The organism is Caballeronia udeis (assembly GCF_044909315.1).
GTDB lineage: Bacteria > Pseudomonadota > Gammaproteobacteria > Burkholderiales > Burkholderiaceae > Caballeronia > Caballeronia udeis_A.
Window position 1 is genome coordinate 82,491 of the sequence record NZ_JBIYEB010000034.1, and the last position, 26,490, is coordinate 108,980.

The window sequence follows — 26,490 nt, forward strand, 5'->3', positions numbered from 1 at the left end:
CTCGCCGGAGAGCGCGACCGGATGGTCGCGTCCGTCACTAGGCTCCTGATGCAAGCTACTGCACGTCGCGTAGCAGATGTTGCAATTCGATTGTCGTTTCCACCACATGATCCGCATGCCACCGGGTGGGCGGCAAATCCGTCCCGCAGTACCCGTAGGCGGCTGCGACCGTGACCATGCCTGCCGCGAAACCCGCCTGGACGTCACGCAGGTCGTCACCCACATACACCACGCGCTCAGGCGCCTCCTCCATCAGTTCTGCGGCATGCAGCAACGGCGCCGGGTGCGGCTTGGAGTGCGGCGTGGTATCGCCGCAAACGAGACAGGCCGCACGCTCAGCCAGTCCGAGCAGCGCCACCAGCGGTTCGGCCAGCCGCGTCACCTTGTTGGTCACAATGCCCCAGCGCACGCCGCGTGCATCGAGCTGATCGAGCAATTCGTCGATACCCGGAAACAGCGTCGTCTCGATGCACAAATCCGCTTCATAGTTGGCGAGAAACTCCTCGCGCATGGACGCGTAGTCGGGATGCTCAGGCCCGATCTCGAATGCGCCTGCGAGCAAACCGCGCGCACCCGCGGACGCCAACGGCCGCAAGGTCTCGAGCGGCCGCATTTCCAGCCCGCGGTCATGCCGCATCTTGTTGACCGCGGCGACCAGGTCGGGCGCGGTATCGGCGATGGTACCGTCGAGGTCGAACAGGACCGCGTGGCAGAGCTTGAGCCGCCTCTTGTCGATCTGACGCTGGGGCAGGGGCGTCGGATCGTCGCTCATGAAAGTCCGTACTGGTTCGATGACGCTCGGAGGCGTGGGGTCGGCGTCACTTGGGTGTTCGTTCATGTCTGTTCCCGTCAGGCCACGCGACGGCAAGCCATCAGATAGTTGATGCTGGAGTCGTCGGAGAGAGCGAAGCGCTTGCTGAGCGGCCGGTACGTAATCCCCTTGATCTCGACGATATCAAGTTGCGCAGAACGCACGTATTGCGCAAGTTCCGACGGCTTGATGAAACGCGCGTAATCGTGGGTGCCCCGCGGCAGCATCCGGGCAATGTATTCCGCGCCGATCACCGCGAACAAATACGCCTTGGCATTGCGGTTGAGCGTGGAGAAAAACACCCAGCCGCCAGGTTCGACGAGCGTTGCGCATGCCTGAACGATCGCCGCCGGATCCGGTACATGCTCAAGCATTTCCATGCAGGTCACCACGTCATAGCTGCCGGGTTCCCGCGCCGCCAGAGCTTCGGCCGCAATCTCTTCGTATTCGACCTCAACGCCGCTCTCCAGGCTATGCAGGTCGGCCACGCCCAGCGCGCTCGACGACAGATCCACGCCTTTCACCTTCGCGCCGCGCACCGCCATCGATTCAGACAGGATGCCGCCGCCGCAACCAATATCCAGTGCGCGTTTGCCCGGCAGATGGGCAAGAGCGTCGATCCAGTCCAGCCGCACGGGGTTGAGTTCGTGCAGCGGCTTGAATTCCGCATTCGGGTCCCACCAGCGATGAGCCAGCTCGCTGAATTTTTGAAGCTCGTGGGGATCGGCATTGATCATGTGCGGATAGCCTTGAAACATAAGGTCGGAAACGGTCAAGCACCAAGTATATAGGCGGTGGCGAGAGCCGGTAAAACACGGCAAAGGCGCAGCCCACCCGGGCAGGGTGCGCTCCAGGCGTCCAACGAGGACGCCCGGCGCATAAAAAAAGCCCCGCCGAAGCGGGGCTTTGATCCTGCGGCAATCTGTCGCGTATTACTGCGGCTGACGCGAGGTTCCAACAACTTCGACTTCCACGCGACGATCCGGTGCGAGGCAGGCGATAAGTTGCTTGCGGTTCTTCTGGTTGCAACCCGTGGTAACCGGGTTGCGCTTGCCCTTGCCTTCCGTATAGATACGGTTGGCTTCGATGCCCTTGCTGACCAAGTATGCCTTGACAGCTTGTGCACGGCGCAGGGACAGGCGATCGTTGTACTTGTCCGAACCGATACGGTCCGTGTAGCCGGTTGCGACCACGACTTCCAGGTTCAGGTCGCCAATCTTCGATGCGAGGTCGTCAAGCTTTTCCTTGCCGCCCGGCTTCAGGATAGCCTTGTCGAAGTCGAACAGAGCGTCGGCTTGGTACGTAACCTTCTGGCTTTGAATAACCGGAGCCGGTGCCGGTGCGACCGGCGGTTGCGGTGCCTGGGCTACCAGCGCGCCATCGCACTTTGCGTTGGCCGTTGCCGGGGTCCAGAACGCGTCACGCCAGCAAAGCTCGTTCGTGCCGTTCATCCACACGTATTCGCCCGTGCCGTTCACCCAGTTGTCATTCACTGCCTGACGCGAAGCCGGGACCGATTGCGCCATAGCCGATGCAGCCATAACTGCGGTAGCTGCAATGAACGCGAGCTTTGAAAGTTTATTCATATTTCTCCTCTCGAAATTGAGATTACCGCAGGTTTACTGCGAGCCTTGTTGACAAAGACAAGTCATACATTGCTCGAAGTATAACATTACCGCGGAACAAAACGCTGTGTGTAGACTTCGAGCAGTGTCTAACTTTGTGCGTTCGCATTTTGCCATATCGTTCCCTTGCAACGAAAAAAATATCCCTGGCCTCCACTTCCCGCAACCTTATGTGGTGCATGCGCAACAAGACGGGGCATAGGAATCGCAGGGTTTGATACGTGCGGAACCTGCGCACAATGCGTGCCACCCCGGAACTTTTTCCAAAAACCTCAATACATTTTTTTCCACGGTTTTTCGCGCGTTAATTGGCGGCGTCAAAACCCGTGAGGGCGAATGATAGCGGGTTAGTCTGACGTTTTCACTTTGTTCCGTGTGGGAATTTGTAAGCTTTCGCTACTGGGTGCTTCAGTGGCCCGCTCCATGCTGGTCATCGCCCGGCCTCGTGTCCGGCGTCCCCCTGACCACCCTGTTTTGTCCCCCAATTTCCCGATCCGTATCCTGCTTGCTCTATGTATACGCGCCAGCCTCGGGCGCGGATGTCGCGCATGTTAGAATCGCGTGATGCGTTGCGTTCGCAATGCCGATGCTAAACGACGGTGAATCCGGGTAAAACGCCGCAAAAGAGGCTTTTATTCCGCGCCGGCGCCGCACAGTTCAAGACACGGATAAATGGATCAATTCGCTAAAGAGACCCTGCCAATCTCCCTTGAGGAGGAAATGCGCCGCTCATATCTCAGTTACGCGATGAGCGTGATCGTGGGTCGGGCGCTCCCGGATGTCCGCGACGGCCTCAAGCCAGTCCACCGTCGCGCGCTGTATTCCATGCACGAACTGAACAACGACTGGAATCGGGCCTACAAGAAGTCGGCGCGTATTGTGGGCGACGTCATCGGTAAATATCACCCGCACGGAGACCAGTCCGTCTACGACACCATCGTGCGGATGGCGCAGCATTTTTCGTTGCGCTACATGCTGGTCGACGGCCAGGGGAATTTCGGTTCGGTCGACGGCGACAACGCCGCCGCCATGCGCTACACCGAAATCCGCATGGCGAAGATCGGTCATGAACTGCTGGCGGACATCGACAAGGAAACGGTCGACTTCGGCCCGAACTACGACGGCAGCGAAAGCGAGCCGCTGGTTCTGCCGGCGCGCATCCCTAATCTTCTGATCAATGGCTCGGCCGGCATCGCCGTGGGCATGGCGACGAACATTCCGCCGCACAACCTGCGCGAAATCGTCGACGCCTGCATGCACCTGCTGAACAACCCCGAAACGACCATCGACGAACTGATGGAAATCGTTCCGGGACCGGATTTTCCGACGTACGGCGTGATTTACGGCGTCTCGGGCGTAAGGGACGGCTATCGAACGGGTCGCGGACGCGTGGTGATGCGCGCGACCACGCACTTCGAGGAGATCGACCGCGGTCAGCGGATGGCGATCATCGTCGACGAAATTCCGTATCAGGTGAACAAGCGCACGTTGCTCGAGCGCATTGCCGAGCTGGTGAACGAGAAGAAGATCGAAGGCATCTCGGACATCCGCGACGAATCGGACAAGAGCGGCATGCGCGTGGTGATCGAGCTGAAGCGCGGCGAAGTCCCGGAAGTGGTGCTGAACAATCTGTACAAGCTGACGCAGCTTCAGGACACGTTCGGCATCAACATGGTTGCGCTGGTCGACGGTCAGCCGCGCCTCCTGAATCTGAAGCAGATGCTGGAGTGTTTCCTGTCGCATCGGCGGGAAGTGCTGACGCGGCGCACTGTATACGAACTGCGCAAGGCGCGGGACCGTGGCCACGTGCTGGAAGGCCTGGCGGTGGCGCTGGCGAATATCGACGAATTCATCCGCATCATCAAGGCCGCGCCGACTCCGCCGATCGCGAAACAGGACTTGATGAATAACGCCTGGGACTCGGAAATCGTGCGCGAAATGCTGTCGCGCGCCGAAACCGAGGAATCGGGCGGCCGTCAGGCATACCGGCCGGAAGGGCTGAATCCGGCGTACGGCATGCAGGCCGACGGTTTGTACAGGCTGTCCGACGTCCAGGCGCAGGAAATTCTGCAAATGCGCCTGCAACGCCTGACCGGGCTCGAGCAGGACAAGATCGTCGGCGAGTACAAGGAAGTGATGGCGCAAATCGCCGACTTGCTCGACATCCTCGCAAAGCCGGCGCGGATTCGCGCGATCATCGTCGAAGAACTGGCGTCCATTCGTGCTGAATTCGGCGACGACCGCCGTTCGCGTATCGAACTGAATGCGACCGAACTGAACACCGAAGATCTGATCACGCCGCAGGAAATGGTCGTGACCATGTCGCACACCGGCTATGTGAAGTCGCAGCCGCTGTCCGAGTACCGTGCGCAAAAGCGTGGCGGCCGCGGCAAGCAGGCCACGCAGATGAAGGAAGACGACTGGATCGACACGCTCTTCATCGCGAATACGCACGACCACATGCTGTGTTTCTCGAACCGTGGCCGTGTTTACTGGATCAAGGTCTACGAAGTACCGCAGGGCTCGCGGAATTCGCGCGGCCGGCCGATCGTGAACATGTTCCCGCTGCAGGACGGCGAGAAGATCAACGTCGTGTTGCCGATCAAGGAATTCTCCGCTGACAAATATGTCTTCATGGCGACCTCGCTGGGTACGGTCAAGAAGACGCCGCTGGAAGCCTTTAGCCGGCCGCTGCGCAAGGGCATCATTGCCGTCGGCCTGGACGACGGTGATTTCCTGATCGGCGCGGCGATTACCGACGGCGAGCATGACGTGATGCTGTTCTCGGATTCCGGCAAGGCGGTGCGTTTCGACGAGAACGACGTGCGGGCAATGGGCCGCGAAGCCCGTGGCGTGCGCGGCATGCAACTAGAAGAAGGGCAGCAGGTCATTGCGTTGCTCGTCGCAGGCGGCGAGAACCAGTCAGTGCTGACGGCGACCGAAAACGGCTTTGGCAAGCGCACACCGATCGAGGAATACACCCGTCACGGCCGTGGGACCAAGGGAATGATCGCTATCCAGACGTCAGAACGTAACGGCAAGGTGGTCGCCGCGACGCTCGTCGAACCGGAAAGCGAGATCATGCTGATCACCAATACCGGCGTGCTGATCCGCACTCGGGTGTCGGAGATCCGTGAAATGGGCCGTGCGACCCAAGGTGTTACACTCATCAGTCTTGACGACGGCACCAAGCTGTCCGGCTTGCAGCATATCGCCGAGGCGGAAGTGGCAGTCGAACTCGACGCCGATCTGGAAGGTGACGCAGGCGAACCATCGGCCAGCGCCGCAGGTGACGCTGACACAGGTGACGCTGACGCAGGTGACACACCGGGCGACTCGTCGGAAGGTGATGAGGACAGCACGTCCTGACCCAATGTTCGCGACCGTGCCTGTTCTGTTTCTGAAAGCTTGAATGGATAAGCTGCGCGACTTGAGCACATGCCGAGTCGCGCTGCGACGGAAACAAAAATTTTTTAAGGGAGTAATGATGCAAAAACAGTTTAAACAATGGATGTTGCTGGCTGCTTTGGTACCGGCTTTCGCATCGGCTCAATCGCTCCAGAGCCAAGCGACGACGCCGGCTGCAGACGCAGCTACAGCGGCACCGGATCCGGCGAAGCAAGCTGCGATCAAGGACCTGCTGGACGCAATCGACGCGCAAAAGCTCGTCGGCGCCATTGGTAACAGCGCGCAAATGCAGTCGAAGCAACTGGTTCCGGCCATCCTGTCCGACGCTTTGAGCGAAAACAAGACGATGAACGACAAGCAGAAGCAAGCTGCCGTTCCTCAGCTCCAGAAGGACACGGTACCGAAGCTGGTTGATTCGGCAGGTCAGGTCTTCGCGACCGACTCGTTCCGTCAGGACGCCATGCAGGCTCAGTACGACGCGTATGCGAAGTACTACACGACGGCCGAAATCAAGGACCTGACGACGTTCTACAAGAGCCCGACGGGTCGCAAGTTCATCCAGGTTCAGGACCAGGTCGGTCGTGACGTGGTGAACGGTCTGATGCAGAAGTACATGCCGCAATCGATCAAGGCCACCCGCGCGCAAGCGGACAAGGAAGTGGCTGCCGTCAAGCCGATCAAGTAAGACAGGCTGCCGAAACCCGCCGCCGCCCACGCGGCTGTAGTTTGGCGGGTTTTCGGGACGGTGCGATAATGGCTGTTTGCGTTCAGACGCAAACAGCCATTTCTTTTTCGTGGCGCGGTTCAGACGTTATTCAGCGGTTTGTCGCTGGCGTTTGCCTCGCTGGCGTTCTCTTTATTGCGTCCGGTTTTTCGGGGTATTTATCAGATGCGCGTCTTCAATTTCTCCGCTGGTCCTGCAGCAATGCCCGAGGAAGTACTCCGTCAAGCCGCCGACGAAATGCTCGATTGGCACGGTAGCGGCATGAGCGTGATGGAAATGAGTCATCGCGGCGCTGAGTTCATGTCGATTCATGAGGCCGCGCTCACCGATCTCCGCGATCTGCTCAAAGTGCCCGCGTCGCACAGGATCCTGTTCCTGCAGGGCGGCGGCATAGGTGAGAACGCGATCGTCCCGCTGAACATGCTCGGAGCGCGTAAAACCGCGGACTTTGTCGTGACCGGCTCGTGGTCACAGAAATCGTTCAAGGAAGCGCAGAAGTACGGCACGCCGCACATTGCTGCAAACGGCAAGACGGAGCAAGGTTTCACGCACGTGCCGAAGATCGCCGAATGGCATCTTTCCGACGACCCGGCTTATGTCCATATCTGCACGAACGAAACTATCGACGGTGTCGAGACCTTCGAGATTCCCGATCTCGGTTCGGTCCCGCTGGTCGCGGACGCGTCGTCGCACATTCTTTCCCGCCCAATGGACATCGCGAAATACGGTGTGCTGTTTGGCGGCGCGCAGAAGAACATTGGCATGGCGGGCGTGACGGTCGTGATCGTGCGCGAGGACCTGCTCGATCGCGCGTTGGCTATTTGCCCGTCGGCGTTCGAATGGAAGACCGTCGCCGCGAACAATTCCATGTACAACACGCCGCCCACCTACGCCATTTACATTGCCGGCCTGGTGTTCCAGTGGCTGAAAAAGCAGGGTGGCCTGGAAGCCATGGAAGCCCGCAGTATCGAAAAGTCGACGCTGCTGTACAACACTATCGACGCCAGCAGTTTCTATCTGAACAAAGTCGAGCGTCAGTCGCGCTCGAGGATGAACGTACCGTTCTTTCTCGCCGACGAATCCCGTAACGAAGCATTCCTGGCCGGCGCAAAAGCGCGCGGCCTGCTGCAGCTGAAAGGCCACAAGTCGGTCGGCGGCATGCGCGCGTCCATCTATAACGCGGTGCCGCTCGAAGCGGTGAAAACGCTCGTCGAGTATATGAAGGAATTCGAGCAGGCCGGCGCCTGAAACAAGGACCGGCCTCCCATCCGATACTTGGCGCGCCAAGCCGGATCGACTCATCTCAACAACGCATGGACGACGACCTTAATTCACGACTCATACCGCTGCGCGAACGCATCGACGCGCTCGACGCGCAGCTCATCGCGCTGCTGAACCAGCGCGCCGCCGTGGCGCTTGAAGTGGGCGAGGTGAAGAAGCATTTCAACGCACCGGTGTTTCGCCCCGAGCGCGAGATGCAGGTGATCGCGCGGCTCCAGGAAATGAGCGAAGGGCCGCTTGGCCGAGATCACATCAGCTCGATCTGGCGCGAGATCATGGCCGCGAGCCGTGCGCTCGAAAAGACGCTGCGCACGGCTTATCTCGGTCCGGTCGGGACCTACAGCGAGCAGGCAATGTTCGAGTATTTCGGACATTCCATTGAAGGTGTGCCGTGTCCTTCCATCGACGAGGTGTTTCGCTCGGTTGAAGCCGGCGCGGCCGAATTCGGCGTGGTGCCGGTTGAGAACTCCGCGGAAGGTGCGGTCTCGCGCACGCTCGATCTGTTGCTGCAAACTTCGCTCGTGATCAGCGGCGAACTGGCTTTGCCGATTCACCACAACCTGTTGACGGTGTCCGGCACGCTGAATGGCGTCACGCGCGTGTTCGCGCATCCGCAAGCGCTCGCGCAATGCCAGCACTGGCTCACGGCGAACGCACCCACGCTCGCGCGTCAGGCGGTATCGAGCAATGCGGAAGCGGCCCGGCTGGCAGTGGGCGATCCGACCATTGCGGCCATTGCGGGCGATCGGGCGGCCACGCATTACGGACTCGGCGTGGTCAGCGCGATGATCCAGGACGATCCGCACAACCGCACGCGCTTCGTGATGATCGGCAAGGAACGCACGGGCGTGAGCGGGTACGACCAGACGTCGCTGATCGTGTCGGTGGCGAACGAGCCCGGCGCGTTGCTGAAATTACTGGAACCGCTGGCGCGTCATGGCGTATCCATGACGCGTTTCGAGTCACGCCCTGCGCGTGTAGGCACGTGGGAGTACTACTTTTATATCGACGTGGAAGGACATCGCGACGACGCGCCGGTTGCCGCCGCGCTCCACGAACTGGGCGAAAAGGCCGAGTTCCTGAAGATCCTCGGGTCGTACCCGCGCGCTCGTTGAGCCCTTTAAAAACCGTTGGAGACACTATGACATCGCAATTCGGCCCTTCCTACGTGCGCGCGATCGCGCCTTATATTGCCGGCAAACCGATCTCGGAAGTGGCGCGTGAATTCGGACTGAACGAAGCGGATATCGTGAAGCTCGCGTCGAACGAAAACCCGCTCGGCATGCCCGAGTCGGCGAAGCTCGCCATGGCGCAAGCGATCGAGGAGCTCGGCCGTTATCCGGACTCGAACGGTTTCGACCTGAAGGCCGCGTTGAGCGAACGTTACGGCGTACCGCCGGAATGGATCACGCTCGGCAACGGCAGCAACGACATCCTTGAAATCGCAGCGCATGCGTTTGTCGAGAAGGGTCAGTCGATTGTCTATGCGCAGTACTCGTTCGCGGTGTATGCGCTTGCCACGCAAGGTCTGGGCGCGCGTGCGATCGTCGTGCCGGCCGTGAAGTACGGTCATGATCTCGAGGCAATGCTCGCCGCTATTGCCGACGACACGCGTCTCGTGTTCGTCGCGAATCCGAACAATCCGACCGGTACGTTTATCGATGGCCGGACGCTCGAAGCGTTCATTGCACGCGTGCCGCGTCACGTGGCAATCGTGCTGGACGAGGCGTACACGGAATACCTCGCGAAGGACAAGCGCTACGATTCCATCGAATGGGTGCGTCGTTATCCGAACCTGCTCGTGTCGCGGACGTTTTCAAAGGCGTTCGGACTGGCCGGATTACGCGTAGGTTTCGCCATCGCGCAACCGGAGCAGACCGATTTGCTGAATCGTCTGCGCCAGCCGTTCAACGTGAATTCGATGGCGCAAGCCGCCGCGATCGCCGCTTTGAAGGACACCGCGTTCCTGGCGAAGAGCGCCGAGATCAACGCGGCGGGTTATCGCCGGCTGACGGAAGCCTTCGACAAACTCGGCCTGGAATACGTCCCGTCCGACGGCAACTTCGTGATGGTGCGCGTGGGTAATGACGACGCCGCCGGACAGCGTGTGAATCTCGCCTTGCTCAAGCAGGGCGTAATCGTGCGGCCGGTCGCCAACTACGGTTTGTTGCCGTGGCTGCGTGTCACGATCGGCTTGCCGGAAGAGAACGAAGCGTTTATCGCGGCGCTTGAAAAGTCGTTGGCGGCCGCTGCCTGATGGTTTCGGTCCGTGACTTTTAACGAAGCACGGGCTTGTCTGATTGCTCACCCCTCGCGCCGAAAGGCGCGTTTTTATCGATGTCTCGTGGCCGCGTTCTCCTTCAATAAAATCGTCATTTTTGGTGTCGGTCTGATCGGCGGATCGCTCGCGCGCGCTTTGCGCGAACGCGCCGGCGCGACGGGCGAAGTCGTAGGCGTAGGGCGCTCGATCAAGTCCGTCGAGCGTGCGCTGGAACTCGGCCTGATCGATTCGGCTGTGTCTCTCGAGGACGACCGTGCGTTCGAACTCGCGCTGCGTGACGCCGACTTCGTGCTGGTTGCCGCGCCGGTTGCGCAAACCGAGCCGCTGCTGCGGCGGATTGCGCCGTTCCTGGACGCGCGCACCATCCTGACCGATGTCGGCAGCACAAAAAATGACGTGGTTGCCGCGGCACGTGCTGCCCTGGGCGACCGCGTTGGGCAATTCGTGCCGGGCCATCCGATCGCCGGCCGGGAATCAAGTGGTCCCGATGCCGCCATTCCCGATCTCTATGTCGATCGCAATGTCGTGCTGTGCCCGTTGCCGGAGAATTCGCCGGAGGTCGTGGAGCGTGTCGCCGATATGTGGCTCGCGACCGGCGCGAGCGTGCATCGAATGACTGCCGAACAGCACGACAGCGTGCTCGCGTCGGTGAGCCATTTGCCTCACGTGTTGTCGTTCGCGCTGGTCGAGATGATTCTGCAGGCGCCCGATGCCGCGCTGAAGTTTTCGTTCGCCGCCGGCGGGTTCCGCGATTTCACGCGAATCGCGGCGTCAAGTCCGGAAATGTGGCGCGACGTGTGCATCGCGAACCGGGCGGCGCTGCTGACCGAAATCGATGCCTATACCAACGTGCTGGCGCGTTTTCGCCAGGCCATCGAGACTTCCGACGGCGCCGCGCTCGAAGCGGCGTTCGAGCGCTCGCGCACGGCGCGAACCGAATGGCAACAAGGCGGCGCGATCAAAGCCGCCGACGAATCCGCACAATAATCCGCACAATAGCTAGCTGGACCTGACTAACTGGACTTAATCATGGAACACCTCGATCTCGGACCTTTTTCGCGTGCGTCCGGCACGGTCCGGCTGCCCGGATCGAAGAGCATTTCTAACCGTGTCCTGCTGCTCGCCGCGCTGGCTGAGGGCGAAACGGTGATTACCAATCTGCTCGATTCCGACGACACCCGCGTGATGCTCGCCGCGCTCAATACGTTGGGCGTCGAGGTGACAAACGATGGCGAGCGCTGCATCGTGAAAGGCACCGGCGGGGGTTTTCCGGTGAAATCGGCTGAGCTTTTTCTCGGCAATGCGGGCACCGCGGTGCGTCCGCTCACGGCCGCGCTGGCGCTGAACGGCGGTGAATATCGCGTGCATGGCGTGCCGCGCATGCACGAACGGCCGATCGGCGATCTCGTCGACGGCTTGCGGCAGATTGGCGCGAAGATCGATTACGAAGCGAACGACGGTTTCCCGCCGCTGCGGATTCATCCGGCCGACATTGCCGTCGACCAGCCGATTCGCGTGCGTGGCGACGTTTCCAGCCAGTTCCTGACTGCGTTGCTGATGAGCTTGCCGCTCGCGCAGAACACGCGCGGGCCGATTGTCGTGGAAGTGGATGGCGAGCTGATTTCGAAGCCGTATATCGACATCACGATCAAGCTGATGGAGCGTTTCGGCATGAGTGTCGAACGCAATGGCTGGAAGAGTTTTACCTTGCCGCCCGGCGCGCGCTACGCATCGCCGGGCACGGTCGCGGTGGAAGGCGATGCGTCGTCGGCGTCATATTTCCTCGCGGCCGGTGCGCTGGGCGGCGGTCCGCTGCGTGTGGAAGGCGTAGGCCGCGCGAGCATCCAGGGTGACGTGAATTTCGCCGATGCGCTGATCCGCATGGGCGCGAACGTCATGCTGGGCGACGACTGGATCGAAGTGCGCGGCGTGGAATCGGACGATGGCAAGCTGATGGCGATCGACATGGATTTCAACCTGATCCCCGACGCCGCCATGACCATTGCCGTGGCCGCGCTGTTCGCCACCGGCACGACCACTCTGCGCAATATCGCGAGCTGGCGCGTGAAGGAGACAGACCGGATTGCCGCCATGGCCACCGAGCTTCGCAAGGTCGGCGCGACGGTCGAGGAAGGCGCGGATTACCTCGTGGTGACGCCGCCGGCTGCATTGACGCCGAATGCGGCTATTGACACCTACGACGACCACCGCATGGCAATGTGTTTTTCGCTCGTAAGCCTGGGTGGCGTTCCGGTGCGCATTAACGACCCGAAATGCGTCGGCAAGACCTTCCCGGATTACTTCGATCAATTCGCCAAGCTCGCGAAGGCCTGATGACCATGACTAATATGAATACAGCAATGACAGCCGCGACCTCGCGCGCAACCGCTCGCCGATCCGGACGTCTGCGATGAAACCCACTCGTCCGTTTCACCAGACTCCGGTCATCACGATCGACGGCCCGACGGCTTCGGGCAAAGGCACGGTCGCCGCGCTGGTCGCCGCCACCCTCGGCTTCCATTTACTCGACAGCGGCGCGTTATACCGGCTCACCGCGCTCGCGAGCGCCCGCTACAACATAGAGCCCGAGAACGGCGACGCGCTCGCTGAACTCGTCGCAGACCTCCACATCACGTTCCGCGAAGGCTGTGCGCAGCTCGACGGAGTGGATGTGTCGACGGAAATTCGTGCCGAGGAAATCGGCAACCGCGCCTCGGCGATCGCCGTTCACGGCCAGGTCAGGACGGCGCTGATTGCGCGCCAGCGGGCGTTTCGCAAGCCTCCGGGGCTGGTTGCCGACGGCCGCGACATGGGCACCGTTATTTTCCCCGATGCAACGCTCAAGGTGTTTCTCACTGCCAGCGTCGAAGCGCGGGCCGCGCGGCGGCATAAGCAATTGATACAAAAAGGCTTTTCTGCTAATATGGAAGACTTGCTACGAGATTTGCGCGAGCGGGACGCACGGGACAGTAACCGTGTAGCCGCACCGCTCAAGCCCGCAGTGGACGCGAAGACGCTGGACACCTCCGGGTTATCCGTCGACCAGGCGGTCGATCAGATCATCGGTTGGTTTAATGCAATTCACGTGTAGTTAGCGGTAAAAGGCAGAAAATTGTTGGAAAAAGCCGACATTTCGAAGGCTTTGCTTTGGAGTTCCATGAGAAACATGGAGCGTGTTTTAACCCCTCAACCCCGTGTGGCGCTCGTCTTTTTTGTCATCGGCCCGAACAGTTCGGGCAGGCATTGCGAAGCAGCTGCGCAACTATAGATTTTTATGTCCGACCTGCAAACATCTACCCCGAATACCGAATCTTTTGCGGCTCTGTTCGAAGAGTCGCTGACCAAGCAGGACATGCGTGCGGGTGAAGTCATTTCCGCCGAAGTCGTGCGCGTCGACCACAATTTCGTGGTCGTCAACGCTGGTCTCAAGTCCGAAGCCTACATTCCGCTCGAAGAATTCCTGAACGACGCGGGCGAGGTAGAAGTGCAGGCGGGCGACTTTGTTTCCGTGGCTATCGACGCCCTGGAAAATGGTTATGGCGACACGATCCTGTCGCGCGACAAGGCGAAGCGTCTGGCTTCGTGGCTGTCGCTGGAAAAGGCGCTGGACAACAACGAACTCGTGACCGGCACGATCACGGGCAAGGTCAAGGGCGGCATGACCGTCATGGTCAACGGCATCCGCGCGTTCCTGCCGGGTTCGCTGGTTGACACGCGTCCGGTCAAGGACACGACCCCGTACGAGGGCAAGACCCTCGAATTCCGCGTGATCAAGCTCGACCGCAAGCGTAACAACGTCGTGTTGTCGCGCCGCGCCGTGATCGAAGCGACCCAAGGCGAAGAGCGCGCAAAGCTGCTCGAAACGCTGAAGGAAGGCGCGATCGTGGAAGGCGTGGTCAAGAACATCACGGACTACGGCGCATTCGTGGACCTCGGCGGTATCGACGGCCTGCTGCACATCACGGACATCGCATGGCGCCGCGTGCGTCACCCGAGCGAAGTTCTGTCGGTTGGCCAGGAAGTCACCGCGAAGATCCTCAAGTTCGACCAAGAGAAGAACCGCGTTTCGCTGGGTATCAAGCAACTCGGCGACGATCCGTGGGAAGGCATTTCCCGCCGTTACCCGTCGGGCACGCGCCTGTTCGGTAAGGTGACGAACATCACCGACTACGGCGCATTCGTCGAAGTGGAATCGGGCATCGAAGGCCTGGTTCACGTGTCGGAAATGGACTGGACGAACAAGAACGTTGCACCGTCGAAGGTTGTGCAACTGGGCGACGAAGTCGAAGTCATGGTTCTCGAGATCGACGAAGACCGCCGCCGTATCAGCCTCGGCATGAAGCAGTGCAAGCCGAACCCGTGGGACGACTTCAGCCGCAATTTCAAGAAGGGCGACAAGCTGGAAGGCGCGATCAAGTCGATCACCGACTTCGGCGTGTTCATCGGTTTGCCGGGCGGCATCGACGGTCTGGTTCACCTCTCGGACCTGTCGTGGAGCGAAACGGGCGAGGAAGCTGTTCGCAAGTACAAGAAGGGCGACGAAGTCCAGGCTATCGTTCTGGGCATCGATGTCGAGAAGGAACGCATCTCGCTGGGTATCAAGCAACTCGAAGGCGATCCGTTCAGCAACTTCGTGGCAATGAACGACAAGGGCGCAACGGTTGACGGCGTGGTCAAGTCGGTTGACGCGAAGGGCGCAGTCGTGACGTTGACGGCAGACGTGGAAGGTTATCTCCGCGCGTCGGAAATCGCTCAGGACCGCGTGGAAGATGCTCGCAACGTGCTGAAGGAAGGCGACAAGGTCAACGCGATGATCATCAACATCGATCGCAAGTCGCGTGGCATCAACCTGTCGATCAAGGCCAAGGATTCGGCTGAGCAACAGGAAGCAATCCGTGGTCTGGCTTCGGCTGAATCGAGCACGGCTGCTACCGGCACGACGAACCTTGGCGCGCTGTTGAAAGCCAAGCTCGACGGCCAGAACGGCTAAGCCGCAAGGTACTGCTGCAGTATGACCAAATCGGAATTGGTCGCCCAACTGGCGCTGCGATTTCCGCAACTTGTTCTTAAAGATGCGGATTTCGCGGTGAAGACGATGCTCGATGCGATGTCGGACGCTTTGGCGAATGGCCATCGCATCGAAATCCGCGGCTTCGGCAGTTTCGGCCTCAACCGTCGTCCATCGCGCGTTGGACGCAATCCCAAGTCGGGGGAGAAGGTGCTGGTACCGGAGAAATTCGTGCCGCACTTCAAGCCGGGCAAGGAATTGCGCGAACGAGTAGATGGCCGCGCGGGCGAGCCGCTGAAACAGTCGAACGAAGCAGACAGTGACGAAGACGACGATGTTTGACCGGCGTCCGGGTTCATCCTGCATCAAACCGCTGTCAGCCAGAGGCAAATGACCGGAAGAAGCACCCGCAAGGGTGCTTTTTTTATGCCTCAACCGAAAGCATGCAAATGGCGCTGCCGTTCCGCACGTTCGTTCTCTATTGCCATTTTTGGCGTCGCCGTAAGGCGGTAAACTCCCGCGGACGTCCTGCCGACCGGCCTATCGTCCAAGCCGTTGCGCATTGCCTCATACGCTTCAATTACAATACCGGACGCCAACAACCAAGGGCAGCGTGGCCCGAGCTTTGCGTCCCTCGTGAATATCGGTGTTTGTATCCGCCGCCCGGGTTGCTCGCTCTGTTGTCCCGCTATTGCCGTCAAAGAGACCCTTATGAAATTTTTTGTCTGGCTGATCCGTGTACTGGTTTTCGTGCTCCTGCTTGTGCTGGCATTGGCCAACACACAAAGTGCGACGCTCAATTTTCTCGCCGGCTACTTCTGGCAAGCACCGCTGATCCTGATCGGCCTGGCGTTTTTTGTCGTCGGCCTAGTTGCAGGACTGCTCTCGTCGCTGCCGTCGTTATTTCGCCTGCGGATGGAAAATGCCCGGCTCAAGCGTGAATTGCGCGTGGCGCGCGACGTACCCGTCGTGCCAATGGACCCGCCTATGCCACCGCTGATCTGACGGGTCGCGCGCTGTCTGGCCCCGCGCCGGTGCGGGAGGGTGCCCGCTTCCGGCACCCCGCGCCAGCTCTTAACCCTTTCCAAGAATTCGCATGGATCTAGACTTCTGGTGGCTGCTTGTCATTCCGGTCGCGTTTGCTCTCGGCTGGATCGCATCCCGCTATGACCTGAAAACGCTGCTGTCTGAAAACGCGAATCTGCCGCGCTCGTATTTTCGCGGCCTCAATTTCCTGCTGAACGAGCAACACGACAAGGCTATCGACGCCTTTATCGAAGTTGCGAAGCTTGACCCTGAAACCATCGAATTACACTTTGCGCTCGGTAACCTGTTTCGTCGCCGCGGTGAGACGGACCGCGCTATTCGCGTGCATCAGAACCTGCTGAGCCGCCCTGATCTGCCCGTCGCCGAACGCGATCACGCGTTGTTCGAACTTGGCCAGGATTTCCTGAAGGCGGGTTTGCTGGATCGCGCCGAGGAAACCTTCCGGTCGCTCGAAGCCGGCGAATATGCGCTCGGCGCGCAGCGGGCGTTGCTGACCATCTACGAGATCGAGAAGGATTGGAAGAAGTCGATTGCAACCGCGGGCCGGATCGAAGAAATGGGTGCGGCGACGCTCGAGAAGGAAGTCGCCCAGTTTCATTGCGAGCTCGCGCAGGAAGCGCTGCAGCGCAAGAACCCGGCAGACGCCCGCGCGGAACTGAAGCTCGCGCTCGCTGCAAACCCCGACAATGTGCGCGCGACGATCCTGGTTGGCGACGTGGATGCCGCCGGAGGCGAGCTGGAAGCCGCAATTGCATGCTGGCGCCGCGTGGAAGAGCAGAATGCGGCTTATCTGCCACTAGTGGCCGAAAAGCTGATGCACGCTTACGAACAACTCGGCCGTACGGTTGAAGGTGTCGATTTGCTGGTCGATTATGTGAATCGATATCCATCCAACGACCTGCTCGACGTGGCGTTCAAGCACGTGTCGCAATTGCGCGGAATGGAAGCGGCCCATGCGCTCGCCCGGCACCAGATGCAGACGTCGCCGAATGTAGCGGGCATGACGCGGCTGCTGGAGGCGCAAGTTGCCACGGCCGAGGAACCGCGTCGCAGCGAACTCGAACTGATGCGCACGCTCGTCAAGCAGCGGACCAAGAACCTGCCGCGCTACACGTGCCAGAATTGCGGTTTCCGCGCGCGTCTTTTTTACTGGCAATGTCCTGGCTGCAGCGGCTGGGAAACCTATGCGCCACGCCGCGTCGAGCCGATCACCGCATCCGCCTGAGCGCGGTTTGCGTGACCACCGACTGACGCGCGTCTCGCGTGGTGCGGCCCGCTCAGGACGCGCAACGTTTGAAACGATCGGACTCCGCGGCCGTTTTGGCCTGATCCTTCGACAATCACCGGTCTCTCCGGAACGCTTATGAAAATATCCATCATCGGGACGGGCTACGTCGGACTAGTCACCGGCGCGTGCCTCGCTGAAATTGGCAACGACGTGCTGTGCCTGGACGTCGATGCACGCAAGATCGACATCCTCAATAACGGGGGCGTGCCGATCCACGAACCGGGCTTGCACGAGATACTGAAACGGACGCGTGCTGCCGGCCGCATCCGCTTTTCCACGGATATCAAGGAAAGCGTCGAGCACGGCGAGATCCAGTTCATCGCGGTGGGAACGCCGCCGGACGAGGACGGTTCTGCGGATTTGCAGTATGTGCTCGAGGCAGCGCGCAACATCGGGCGTTATGCAAACGGCTTCAAGGTGATCGTCGATAAATCGACGGTGCCGGTCGGCACAGCCCAGCACGTACGCAACGTGGTCGTAGAAGAATTGAAGGCACGCGGGATTGAACCGACGGGGAAGAACGCCTTTTCGGTTTTATCGAATCCGGAGTTCCTGAAGGAGGGCGCGGCTGTCGACGACTTCATGCGCCCCGACCGCATCGTGCTCGGCGTGGACGACGACGAAGCCGGGCAGATCGCGCGCGAGAAGATCAAGCGCCTCTATGCTCCGTTCAACCGCAATCACGATCGCACGCTCTATATGGATGTGCGCTCGGCGGAGTTCACGAAGTACGCGGCGAACGCCATGCTCGCCACGCGCATCTCGTTCATGAACGATTTGTCGAATCTCGCCGATGCCGTGGGTGCCGATATTGAAGCGGTGCGTCGTGGCATTGGATCGGACCCGCGTATCGGCTATCACTTCCTGTATGCGGGTTGCGGTTACGGTGGTTCGTGTTTCCCGAAGGACGTGCAGGCGCTGGCGCAGACGGCACGTGAAAACGGGCATCGGTTGCGGATTCTCGAAGCCGTGGAAGAAGTGAACGATCTGCAAAAGGAAGTGCTCGTCGGCAAGATCATGAAGCGCATGGGCGAAGACCTGCGCGGCCGCACGTTCGCCGTATGGGGCCTCGCGTTCAAGCCGAATACCGACGACATGCGCGAGGCGTCGAGCCGCCGCCTGATTGGCGCGCTGCTCGAGCGCGGTGCGACGGTTCGCGCTTATGATCCGGTCGCGCTGGCGGAAAGCCGCCGCGTATTCGCGCTCGATCTCGCTAATAAACCGCAGCAACTGGAACGCCTGCATTTCGTCGAGGCACAAAAAGACGCGTTGCCCGGCGCGGATGCTCTTGTGATAGTGACCGAATGGAAGGAGTTCAAGAGCCCGGACTTTGCCCATCTGAAGAGCGAGCTCAAGATGCCGGTCATCTTCGATGGCCGCAACCTGTACGAACCCGAAGCGATGGCGGAACTCGGCATCGACTATTTTGCAATAGGACGTCCCCATGTCGAACTCCCTGCCGCCTGATGCAGCGGTGCCCGCTGTCGCTTTGAGCGCTCCCGTTCCACCGGTTCCGCGTGCGCGCATCGCGGCGGCGCGTGTGCTAGTCGTCGGTGACGTGATGCTTGACCGCTATTGGTTCGGCGATGTGAACCGGATATCCCCGGAAGCGCCTGTACCGGTCGTGCATGTACAACGCAAGGAAGACCGGCTTGGCGGCGCGGCGAACGTGGCGCGCAACGCGGCTGCGCTGGGCGCGCAGGCGGGCTTGTTGTGTGTGGTCGGGCATGATGAACCGGGCGAACGCATTGTGGAATTGCTGGGCGAGAGCCGGGTTACCGCATTCCTCGAACGCGACCCCGAATTGCTCACGACCATCAAGCTGCGCGTGTTGTCGCGGCAGCAGCAACTCCTGCGGGTCGATTTCGAAAATTCGCCGACACACGAAGTCCTGAGCGCGTGTCTTGCCCGGTTCGAAACGCTCTTGCCGCAACACGATGTGATCCTGATGTCGGATTACGCGAAGGGCGGCTTGACGCATGTGACGCAAATGATCGCGAACGCGAAGCGGGCCGGCAAGCCGGTGCTGGTCGACCCGAAGGGCGACGACTGGGACCGGTATCGCGGCGCCACGCTGATCACGCCGAACCGCGCGGAATTGCGCGAGGTGGTCGGGCGCTGGAGCTCGGAAGAAGATTTGCTCGCACGCGTCACGACGCTGCGCGAATCGCTCGATCTCAGCGCGTTGCTGCTGACGAGATCAGAGGAGGGCATGACGCTCTTCACCGCCGGCCGGGTGGTCCACACGCAGGCCGATGCACGCGAAGTGTATGATGTTTCGGGTGCCGGCGACACGGTCATTGCAACCGTCGCAACCATGCTGGGCGCGGGTGTGCCGCTGGTGGACTCGATCGCTTACGCTAACCGCGCCGCGGGAATCGTCGTCGGCAAGCTGGGTACGGCGACCGTCGACTACAACGAACTTTTCGCCTGACATTTCGGCTGACTTAGCGGCTAAAACCACCATGACAATCATTGTTACCGGCGCGGCCGGGTTTATCGGCAGCAACATCGTCAAGGCGCTCAACGAGCGAGGCGAGCAGCGGGTGATCGCGGTCGACAACCTCACGCGCGCCGACAAATTCAAGAACCTGGTCGATTGCGAAGTCGACGATTATCTCGACAAGACCGAATTCGTCGCACGCTTCAAGCGTGGCGATTTCGGCAAGGTCAGGGCCATTTTCCATGAGGGCGCGTGTTCCGACACGATGGAAACCGACGGCCGCTACATGATGGACAACAACTTCCGCTATAGCCGCGATGTGCTGGATACGTGCCTCGAGCAGGGGGTGCAGTTCCTGTATGCATCGTCGGCGGCGGTTTATGGCGGATCGAGTGAATTCGTTGAGCGTCGCGACGTCGAGAAGCCGTTGAACGTGTACGGTTATTCGAAATTTCTCTTCGACCAGATCGTGCGCCAGATCCTGCCGAAAGCGCGTTCCCAGATTGCCGGCTTCCGTTATTTCAACGTGTACGGGCAGCGCGAGAATCACAAGGGGCGCATGGCGTCCGTCGCGTTCCACAACTTCAATCAGTTCCGCGCCGAGGGCAAGGTCAAGCTGTTTGGCGAGTACAACGGGTATGGCGCGGGTGAGCAGACGCGCGATTTCGTGTCGGTGGAAGACGTGACGAAGGTCAATCTGCACTTCTTCGATCATCCGGAGACATCGGGTATTTTCAACCTTGGCACAGGGCGCGCGCAGCCGTTCAACGACATTGCGTCGACGGTAGTGAACTCGCTGCGGGCAATGGATGGTGAAGCGCCGTTGTCGCTGGCGGAGCTGGTGCAGCGTGGCTTGATTGAGTACATTCCGTTCCCCGATGCGTTGCGCGGCAAGTACCAATGCTTCACGCAGGCCGATCAGTCGAAGCTGCGCACGGCGGGGTATGACGCACCGTTCCTGACGGTTCAGGAAGGCGTCGACAGGTACGTGCGTTGGCTGTTCGGTCAGCTATAAAAGCATTCGCTATCTTCATCCACTGGGTCTCCCGGTCAGCGATCATCGCGGACCGGTTTTCAAGGGAGACTCACATGATCAAGAAACTTCTCGCGGCGTTCACACTGGCTGTATCCATTGGTTCGGCGTTCGCTGCCATGGATATCAACAATGCCAATTCCGACGCGTTACGCGGCATCAAGGGCATTGGGCCCGCCAAGGCGAAAGCCATTCTCGATGAACGCGAAGCGCGTGGTCCGTTTAAGGACGCGGCCGAGTTGAGCAAGCGTGTCAAGGGCATGGGTGGCAAGACGGTCGAGCGCTTGCAGGCCGAAGGGCTGACCATTGGACCGGCCGGGGCGCCAGTGGCGGCTGCCGGTGCCGCCGGCAAACCGCCTGCCGCTGCGGTTACGGTCAAAAAGTAACGCGCTGTGGCGCATCGGTCGGCGCGCCGGTCGACCTGATGCGCCTTCGTTCGCCGGCAGCCTGCAGACGCTTCCAACGCACCAGGAAATCAGCCCCTCCGTCCAATAGGGCCGCCCGGCACCCGAAAACCCCCTGGGCTACAATCAACAGCTTATCGACTGCAGCAACCCCACGACCGCTATGGCTTACAAGACTATCGAAGACACCATTGGCAATACACCGCTGGTGCAACTGGTCCGCATCCCGGACGACGAAATCCGCAGCCGCAATAACGTGATCCTCGGCAAGCTCGAGGGCAACAACCCGGCGGGTTCGGTGAAGGACCGCCCGGCGCTGTCGATGATCAAGAAGGCGGAAGAGCGCGGCCGCATCAAGCCCGGCGACACGCTGATCGAGTCCACAAGCGGCAACACCGGTATCGCGCTCGCCATGGCCGCAGCCATTCGCGGTTACAAAATGGTGCTCCTCATGCCGGAGGACCTGTCGATCGAACGTCGCCAAAGCATGGCGGCTTACGGCGCGCAAATCGTACTCACGCCGGTTACCGGCGGCATGGAATACGCCCGCGATCTCGCCGAGCAAATGCAGCGCGACGGCAAGGGCATCATCCTCGACCAGTTCGCGAATCCGGATAACCCGCTCGCCCACTACGAGACCACCGGCCCGGAACTCTGGCGTGACACCGAAGGCCGTATCACGCATTTTGTGTCCGCCATGGGTACGACCGGCACCATCATGGGCGTGTCGCAATACCTGAAAGAAAAGAACGAGAACATCGAGATCATCGGGGCGCAGCCGGAAGAAGGCTCGCGCATCCCCGGCATCCGCAAGTGGCCCGAAGCGTATCTGCCGAAAATTTTCGATCGCAGCCGCGTGGACCGCACGGAAAACGTCAGTCAGGCAGCATCCGAGGCAATGGCCCGGCGGCTGGCATCGGTGGAAGGCATTTTTTGCGGGATTTCAGCCGCCGGCGCGTGCGAAGTGGCGTTGCGCGTGGCCCGTCAGGTCGAGAACGCGACCATCGTGTTTGTTGTTTGCGACCGCGGTGACCGCTACTTGTCCACGGGTGTGTTCCCGGCCTGACATTGGCTTGGTCATTCGCTAAGGCCCAAGCGCAAAAAAGCCCGGTATCGACCGGGCTTTTTTCATGGGGGTCAAAGACCCTCGCCGTCTACGTCATTGTGATGCTGAACCGCCCGCATTTCCCGCCGCCATCTGCGCCTTCACCGCTTCGCCGAGCTGATATACGGCGAGTGCATAGAAGAAGCTGCGGTTGTAGCGCGTGAGCACGTAGAAGTTCTTCAGGCCAAGTGTGTATTCAGTCGCGCGGCCTGGCGTCGGCAAGTCGACGACCGTCAGCGGCGTGCCCGCTTCCGCTGCGGTGTTAAGCCCCGGTTCGCTCGTCAGCAGGCCAGCTTTCGTGAGTTGCGCGAGCGACCAGTGCGGCTCGGGCTGACCATCGGCGGCTGCTTGCGCAATGCCTTGACTGCCTACGTCGCCGGCTATCTTCCAGACCACCGGCCGTCCCGATTCCCAACCGTGCTGCTTCAGATAGTTCGCGACGCTGCCGATGGCGTCGGCGGGACTGGTCCGCAAATCGATGTGCCCATTGCCCTCGAAATCCACCGCGTACTGCACGATGCTGCTCGGCAGGAATTGCGGAATGCCGATCGCGCCCGTGTACGAACCGAGCACGGTAGTCGGGTCGATCTGCTGATCGTGCGTCCAGACCAGCAAATCTTCGAGATTCTTGCGGAACGTTGCTTGCCGTTCGGCGCGGTTCGGCGTGTTCGGGTAATCGAAGGTCAGCGTGGTGAGTGCATCGAGCGCGCGGAAGTTACCCATGTAGCGGCCATAGATGGTTTCCACGCCGATGATCCCGACAATCGCTTCAGGTGGCACGCCGTATTGATCCGATGCGCGCTGCAGCGCAGCCTGGTTCGCGCGCCAGAATTTCACGCCGGCTGCAATCCGTATCGGCTCCACGAAACGTGCCTGGTACGCGCGCCAGTTCTTGGTGGCGGGAGTGGGCGAGGGCAGCACCAGCTTCACGGCAGTCGCCGAATAGCTCACGTGATTGAACAGGTCGTGCAGGGCGGCGGAATCGAAGTCGTAGCGTGCAACGAGATCGTTGATGAACGCGTCCACATTGGGATTGTTCGCGTAACGCTGCGGCACGATCTCCTCTTCGAACACTTGTCCTTGCGGTGTGGCGGGTTGGGGCTGCGATTGCGCGACTGCCTGGCCTGTACCGAGTGTGCCAAGTGCGCAAACCAGGCTGGCGACTGAGGCGAGGCGCGCGGTTTGCGCCGAAAGAGGCAAGACGGTCGAAGCAAACTTGAAGTTCATAGTGTGCGTAATTGTGGCGATGTAACGCGAGGCGCGCCGGAAATGCGCGCAGGGCATACGAGAGTCGGATCAGTATAACCGACGCGTTTTCGGGACCATCCCGAAAGCCTTTGGAGCGTGCGCGGACGCCGCAAGAGCGGTGCTGTACAGCCGTGTCATTTCCAGTGTGGTAACTTAACAAGAACCCGCGCGGTGCGGCGTTCGGCCGCTGACAGTGGTGCGGCAGGAAGGGTGGCATCGCGACCGACAAAAACATCTGAACGACACGAGACACGCGGCACGGCACGCCCGGCTGCGCATACATCATGGCTACCGGCTTTTATACCCATCCAGATTGCCTTCTTCATGACATGGGGCCGTGGCATCCCGAGTGCCCCGCGCGTCTTCAGGCGATCGAGGATCAGTTGATTGCAAGCCGTATCGACACCCTGATCGAACGCGAAGAAGCACCGCTCGCGAGTGAAGAGGACCTGGCGCGGGTTCATACGCAGGCGCATATCGATTTCGTCAAGGAGACGGCGCCCTCTGTGGGCCGGGCGGAAATCGACCCCGATACGCTGATGTCGCCCGGCTCCTACCGCGCGGCTTTACGCGCTGCGGGCGCAGCGGTAGCCGCGACCGACGCCGTAATTGCCGGCACCTACGACAACGCGTTCTGCAGCGTACGGCCGCCGGGACATCACGCGGAACCGGCGCGCGCGATGGGCTTTTGCTTCTTCAACAACATTGCAATCGCTGCGCGTCACGCGCTTGAAGTGCACGGGCTGGAGCGCGTGGCGGTCATCGATTTCGACGTGCATCACGGCAACGGCACAGAGGCCGCGTTCTCGGGCGATCCGCGCGTGCTGATGTGCAGCTTTTTCCAGCACCCGTTCTATCCGTACAGCGGTGCCGACAATCACGCATCGAACATGGTCAATCTGCCCATGCCCGCGCGTACGAAAGGCATGGCTGTGCGCGAAGCGGTCGACATGATGTGGTTGCCGAGACTCGATGAATTCAAGCCGCAGATGATCTTCGTCTCCGCAGGTTTCGACGCGCATCGCGAGGACGATCTCGGCAACATGGGTCTGGTCGAGGACGACTATACGTGGCTGACCGAGCAAATCCGCGCGGTGGCGAAGCGGCATGCGAAGGGCCGGATAGTGAGCAGTCTGGAGGGCGGCTACAACCTGTCGGCGCTCGGGCGAAGCGTGGTCGCGCATGTGCGTGCGCTGGCCGATATCTGACGCTTCAGGCCAAGACTCGCGGCGGACCCGAAACCCTATATGCGCGAACGCTCAAGCTCCGCGCGCACGAGCGTCCAGTCGATCAGCGCCTTGATCACGCGATCCCGGTCGAGGTCGTTGAGCGTCTCGTGATAACTGCCTTCCAGCATCATCAGGGTGCTATCCATCGAACCGGTGTTGGCTTCGAATTCGCGGCTTCCGTCGGGGTTGGTGAGTGCATCCTGCGTGCCGTGGAACACGAACAGCGGCAATTCGATCGACGCGCGTTGAGCAGCAATGCGGTGCATGGTGGCCACGATCTGCGCCGCCGTGCGGGCGGGTATTGCCCGATGATGGACCAACGGATCGCACCGGTTCGCCTCGACCACGCCGTGTGCACGGGACAAGGTGGCGGGATCGATGGTCAGCGCGGGAAAGTGCGGCATCAGGCGGCTGATCAGGCCACCCAGCTTGAGTTTCCAGCGCGGCGCGTTGGCCGGCGGTTTGAGCGCGGCGCTCGACAGGATCAGTCCGGCCAGTTTCCGGCCATTTGCAGGCAGACGCTCGGCGGCATAAAGCGCGGCGATGGCGCCACCCATGCTATGTCCCATCAGGAACAGCGGGATGTCCTGCGGCGCGGTAGTGTCCGCGACGTCAAGCAGGGCGTCGGTGTCGAGCAAATAATCGTCGAAGGATTCGATCCACACGCGCTCGCCGGGCGATTTGCCATGCCCACGCAGATCCACGGCAATCAATTCGATGCCCGCCGCGTTCAGGCGCAGCGCCAACGCGTCGTAGCGGCGCGCATGTTCCGCCAGACCGTGCACCAGCGCGATTCGCGCCAGCGCTTCAGAGAACGTGGCAGCGGCTTGCCATCGATGAAGATGAAGGTCGATGCCATCGCTGGTGGCGACGCTGCTGGTCGAATATGTGCTGTGCGCGGTTTTTTGCATGGCCTGTCGGCAAAATCGGGATTCCGCAGATGATAGTCCCCACATACCTGACTGGCCCGCTGCTCGTCTGGAGTAAAAGGCTCATAAAAAACGCTGGCGGCAAAACGGCAAATGTGCCGTTTAGAACGCATCCCTGATTGCCATCCATGCCGTTTTACGCGTAAAATAGAACGATCGTGCTGTAAAAATAAGCGTCTACTGATTGTGCCAAGCCTGTCGGACTCATCGCGAGCCGGCCGTAAGCATTCGGCGGCGGGAGTCACTCGTTATAATGGGCTTGGGATGATGTATTCGTAACTTAGGAGCGTGTGCATGAAAATCTTGGTGCCAGTCAAACGCGTGGTCGACTACAACGTGAAAGTCCGGGTAAAGCCGGATGGCAGCGCAGTGGACATCGCGAACGTGAAGATGTCGATGAATCCGTTCGATGAAATCGCCGTGGAAGAAGCGGTGCGCCTGCGTGAAGCGGGCGTGGCGACCGAAGTGATCGCCGTGTCGTGCGGCGTGACGCAATGCCAGGAAACGCTGCGTACGGCGCTGGCGATCGGAGCGGATCGCGCGATCCTGGTCGAATCGACTGAGGAATTGCAGCCGCTGGCAGTTGCCAAGATTTTGAAGGCGCTGGTCGATAAAGAGCAGCCGCA

At 60.6% G+C, this 26,490-nt stretch carries 24 protein-coding genes; 19 read left to right on the plus strand and 5 right to left on the minus strand.

What is annotated here, in order from left to right:
• Positions 1-55: 55 nt before the first annotated feature.
• The 3 genes from gph to ompA form a co-directional block, all read right to left on the minus strand.
• Entirely contained in the window at positions 56-772 is a 717-nt protein-coding gene (gph, locus tag ABH944_RS37240; protein ID WP_404614083.1) for a phosphoglycolate phosphatase, read from the minus strand.
• 77 nt (positions 773-849) lie between these two features.
• On the minus strand, positions 850-1,548 hold the full coding sequence (ubiG, locus tag ABH944_RS37245; protein ID WP_404614029.1) for a bifunctional 2-polyprenyl-6-hydroxyphenol methylase/3-demethylubiquinol 3-O-methyltransferase UbiG: 699 nt from the start codon (positions 1,546-1,548) through the stop codon (positions 850-852).
• Between the two features lie 195 nt (positions 1,549-1,743).
• Entirely contained in the window at positions 1,744-2,397 is a 654-nt protein-coding gene (ompA, locus tag ABH944_RS37250; protein WP_062091216.1) for an outer membrane protein OmpA, read from the minus strand.
• A 711-nt stretch (positions 2,398-3,108) separates the two neighbouring features.
• Here ompA and gyrA point away from each other — a divergent pair.
• The 17 genes from gyrA (at position 3,109) to cysM (ending at position 22,419) form a co-directional block, all read left to right on the plus strand.
• On the plus strand, positions 3,109-5,805 hold the full coding sequence (gene gyrA / locus ABH944_RS37255) for a DNA gyrase subunit A (protein ID WP_404614027.1): 2,697 nt from the start codon (positions 3,109-3,111) through the stop codon (positions 5,803-5,805).
• Positions 5,806-5,923: 118 nt separating this feature from the next.
• Entirely contained in the window at positions 5,924-6,529 is a 606-nt protein-coding gene (locus tag ABH944_RS37260; protein ID WP_404614025.1) for a DUF2059 domain-containing protein, read from the plus strand.
• A 204-nt stretch (positions 6,530-6,733) separates the two neighbouring features.
• Entirely contained in the window at positions 6,734-7,816 is a 1,083-nt protein-coding gene (gene serC / locus ABH944_RS37265; protein WP_404614023.1) for a 3-phosphoserine/phosphohydroxythreonine transaminase, read from the plus strand.
• A 65-nt stretch (positions 7,817-7,881) separates the two neighbouring features.
• Entirely contained in the window at positions 7,882-8,964 is a 1,083-nt protein-coding gene (pheA, locus tag ABH944_RS37270; protein WP_404614021.1) for a prephenate dehydratase, read from the plus strand.
• 26 nt (positions 8,965-8,990) lie between these two features.
• A complete protein-coding gene (gene hisC / locus ABH944_RS37275; protein WP_404614019.1) occupies positions 8,991-10,106 on the plus strand; it encodes a histidinol-phosphate transaminase in 1,116 nt (371 codons plus the stop codon).
• Between the two features lie 87 nt (positions 10,107-10,193).
• Positions 10,194-11,117, plus strand: coding sequence for a prephenate dehydrogenase (locus ABH944_RS37280; RefSeq protein WP_404614017.1), 924 nt, complete (start codon positions 10,194-10,196; stop codon positions 11,115-11,117).
• 42 nt (positions 11,118-11,159) lie between these two features.
• Entirely contained in the window at positions 11,160-12,464 is a 1,305-nt protein-coding gene (gene aroA, locus ABH944_RS37285) for a 3-phosphoshikimate 1-carboxyvinyltransferase (RefSeq protein ID WP_404614015.1), read from the plus strand.
• A 76-nt stretch (positions 12,465-12,540) separates the two neighbouring features.
• On the plus strand, positions 12,541-13,221 hold the full coding sequence (gene cmk / locus ABH944_RS37290) for a (d)CMP kinase (RefSeq protein WP_404614013.1): 681 nt from the start codon (positions 12,541-12,543) through the stop codon (positions 13,219-13,221).
• Between the two features lie 183 nt (positions 13,222-13,404).
• Positions 13,405-15,120: a 30S ribosomal protein S1 gene (gene rpsA, locus ABH944_RS37295; protein WP_062091223.1), complete on the plus strand. Its 1,716-nt coding sequence runs from the start codon at positions 13,405-13,407 to the stop codon at positions 15,118-15,120.
• A 21-nt stretch (positions 15,121-15,141) separates the two neighbouring features.
• A complete protein-coding gene (locus ABH944_RS37300; protein WP_062091224.1) occupies positions 15,142-15,480 on the plus strand; it encodes an integration host factor subunit beta in 339 nt (112 codons plus the stop codon).
• A 369-nt stretch (positions 15,481-15,849) separates the two neighbouring features.
• A complete protein-coding gene (locus ABH944_RS37305) occupies positions 15,850-16,143 on the plus strand; it encodes a LapA family protein (protein WP_404614010.1) in 294 nt (97 codons plus the stop codon).
• A gap of 91 nt (positions 16,144-16,234) precedes the next feature.
• The gene (lapB, locus tag ABH944_RS37310; protein ID WP_404614008.1) at positions 16,235-17,410 is read left to right on the plus strand and encodes a lipopolysaccharide assembly protein LapB; all 1,176 of its coding nucleotides are present in this window, start codon (positions 16,235-16,237) and stop codon (positions 17,408-17,410) included.
• 138 nt (positions 17,411-17,548) lie between these two features.
• Positions 17,549-18,940 (plus strand): UDP-glucose dehydrogenase family protein, encoded by a 1,392-nt coding sequence (locus tag ABH944_RS37315; RefSeq protein ID WP_404614006.1) that lies wholly within the window; start codon positions 17,549-17,551, stop codon positions 18,938-18,940.
• Positions 18,918-19,907, plus strand: coding sequence for a D-glycero-beta-D-manno-heptose-7-phosphate kinase (rfaE1, locus tag ABH944_RS37320; RefSeq protein WP_404614004.1), 990 nt, complete (start codon positions 18,918-18,920; stop codon positions 19,905-19,907). Before ABH944_RS37315 ends, rfaE1 begins: the two co-directional genes overlap by 23 nt.
• A 31-nt stretch (positions 19,908-19,938) precedes the next feature.
• The gene (rfaD, locus tag ABH944_RS37325; protein WP_404614002.1) at positions 19,939-20,931 is read left to right on the plus strand and encodes an ADP-glyceromanno-heptose 6-epimerase; all 993 of its coding nucleotides are present in this window, start codon (positions 19,939-19,941) and stop codon (positions 20,929-20,931) included.
• 74 nt (positions 20,932-21,005) lie between these two features.
• Positions 21,006-21,335: a ComEA family DNA-binding protein gene (locus tag ABH944_RS37330; RefSeq protein ID WP_404614000.1), complete on the plus strand. Its 330-nt coding sequence runs from the start codon at positions 21,006-21,008 to the stop codon at positions 21,333-21,335.
• A gap of 181 nt (positions 21,336-21,516) precedes the next feature.
• Positions 21,517-22,419 (plus strand): cysteine synthase CysM, encoded by a 903-nt coding sequence (gene cysM / locus ABH944_RS37335; protein WP_404613998.1) that lies wholly within the window; start codon positions 21,517-21,519, stop codon positions 22,417-22,419.
• 93 nt (positions 22,420-22,512) lie between these two features.
• Here cysM and mltB read toward each other — a convergent pair whose 3' ends face one another.
• On the minus strand, positions 22,513-23,685 hold the full coding sequence (gene mltB, locus ABH944_RS37340) for a lytic murein transglycosylase B (protein ID WP_404613996.1): 1,173 nt from the start codon (positions 23,683-23,685) through the stop codon (positions 22,513-22,515).
• 305 nt (positions 23,686-23,990) lie between these two features.
• Between mltB and ABH944_RS37345 the strand changes: the two genes are divergently transcribed.
• Positions 23,991-24,914: a histone deacetylase family protein gene (locus tag ABH944_RS37345; RefSeq protein ID WP_404613994.1), complete on the plus strand. Its 924-nt coding sequence runs from the start codon at positions 23,991-23,993 to the stop codon at positions 24,912-24,914.
• Between the two features lie 35 nt (positions 24,915-24,949).
• On the opposite strand, the gene ABH944_RS37350 is transcribed toward ABH944_RS37345, so the two are convergent.
• Positions 24,950-25,846, minus strand: a complete 897-nt coding sequence (locus tag ABH944_RS37350; RefSeq protein WP_404613992.1) for an alpha/beta hydrolase — start codon at positions 25,844-25,846, stop codon at positions 24,950-24,952.
• Positions 25,847-26,158: 312 nt separating this feature from the next.
• On the opposite strand from ABH944_RS37350, the gene ABH944_RS37355 reads away from it, so the two are divergent.
• Positions 26,159-26,490, plus strand: a 332-nt coding sequence (locus ABH944_RS37355) for an electron transfer flavoprotein subunit beta/FixA family protein (protein ID WP_404659658.1), incomplete at its 3' end; no start/stop codon positions are given.

What these genes read in the sequence shown, in the direction of transcription:
- ABH944_RS37300 (WP_062091224.1), top strand. Translation starts at nt 15,142, where the DNA reads ATGACCAAATCGGAATTGGTCGCCCAACTGGCGCTGCGATTTCCGCAA.
- ABH944_RS37345 (WP_404613994.1), top strand. Translation starts at nt 23,991, where the DNA reads ATGGCTACCGGCTTTTATACCCATCCAGATTGCCTTCTTCATGACATG.
- ubiG (WP_404614029.1), bottom strand. Translation starts at nt 1,548, where the DNA reads ATGATCAATGCCGATCCCCACGAGCTTCAAAAATTCAGCGAGCTGGCT.
- ompA (WP_062091216.1), bottom strand. Translation starts at nt 2,397, where the DNA reads ATGAATAAACTTTCAAAGCTCGCGTTCATTGCAGCTACCGCAGTTATG.
- serC (WP_404614023.1), top strand. Translation starts at nt 6,734, where the DNA reads ATGCGCGTCTTCAATTTCTCCGCTGGTCCTGCAGCAATGCCCGAGGAA.
- pheA (WP_404614021.1), top strand. Translation starts at nt 7,882, where the DNA reads ATGGACGACGACCTTAATTCACGACTCATACCGCTGCGCGAACGCATC.
- cysM (WP_404613998.1), top strand. Translation starts at nt 21,517, where the DNA reads ATGGCTTACAAGACTATCGAAGACACCATTGGCAATACACCGCTGGTG.
- ABH944_RS37315 (WP_404614006.1), top strand. Translation starts at nt 17,549, where the DNA reads ATGAAAATATCCATCATCGGGACGGGCTACGTCGGACTAGTCACCGGC.
- rpsA (WP_062091223.1), top strand. Translation starts at nt 13,405, where the DNA reads ATGTCCGACCTGCAAACATCTACCCCGAATACCGAATCTTTTGCGGCT.
- hisC (WP_404614019.1), top strand. Translation starts at nt 8,991, where the DNA reads ATGACATCGCAATTCGGCCCTTCCTACGTGCGCGCGATCGCGCCTTAT.
- mltB (WP_404613996.1), bottom strand. Translation starts at nt 23,685, where the DNA reads ATGAACTTCAAGTTTGCTTCGACCGTCTTGCCTCTTTCGGCGCAAACC.
- rfaD (WP_404614002.1), top strand. Translation starts at nt 19,939, where the DNA reads ATGACAATCATTGTTACCGGCGCGGCCGGGTTTATCGGCAGCAACATC.
- rfaE1 (WP_404614004.1), top strand. Translation starts at nt 18,918, where the DNA reads ATGTCGAACTCCCTGCCGCCTGATGCAGCGGTGCCCGCTGTCGCTTTG.
- ABH944_RS37350 (WP_404613992.1), bottom strand. Translation starts at nt 25,846, where the DNA reads ATGCAAAAAACCGCGCACAGCACATATTCGACCAGCAGCGTCGCCACC.
- lapB (WP_404614008.1), top strand. Translation starts at nt 16,235, where the DNA reads ATGGATCTAGACTTCTGGTGGCTGCTTGTCATTCCGGTCGCGTTTGCT.
- gph (WP_404614083.1), bottom strand. Translation starts at nt 772, where the DNA reads ATGAGCGACGATCCGACGCCCCTGCCCCAGCGTCAGATCGACAAGAGG.
- ABH944_RS37330 (WP_404614000.1), top strand. Translation starts at nt 21,006, where the DNA reads ATGATCAAGAAACTTCTCGCGGCGTTCACACTGGCTGTATCCATTGGT.
- ABH944_RS37260 (WP_404614025.1), top strand. Translation starts at nt 5,924, where the DNA reads ATGCAAAAACAGTTTAAACAATGGATGTTGCTGGCTGCTTTGGTACCG.
- aroA (WP_404614015.1), top strand. Translation starts at nt 11,160, where the DNA reads ATGGAACACCTCGATCTCGGACCTTTTTCGCGTGCGTCCGGCACGGTC.
- ABH944_RS37305 (WP_404614010.1), top strand. Translation starts at nt 15,850, where the DNA reads ATGAAATTTTTTGTCTGGCTGATCCGTGTACTGGTTTTCGTGCTCCTG.
- cmk (WP_404614013.1), top strand. Translation starts at nt 12,541, where the DNA reads ATGAAACCCACTCGTCCGTTTCACCAGACTCCGGTCATCACGATCGAC.
- gyrA (WP_404614027.1), top strand. Translation starts at nt 3,109, where the DNA reads ATGGATCAATTCGCTAAAGAGACCCTGCCAATCTCCCTTGAGGAGGAA.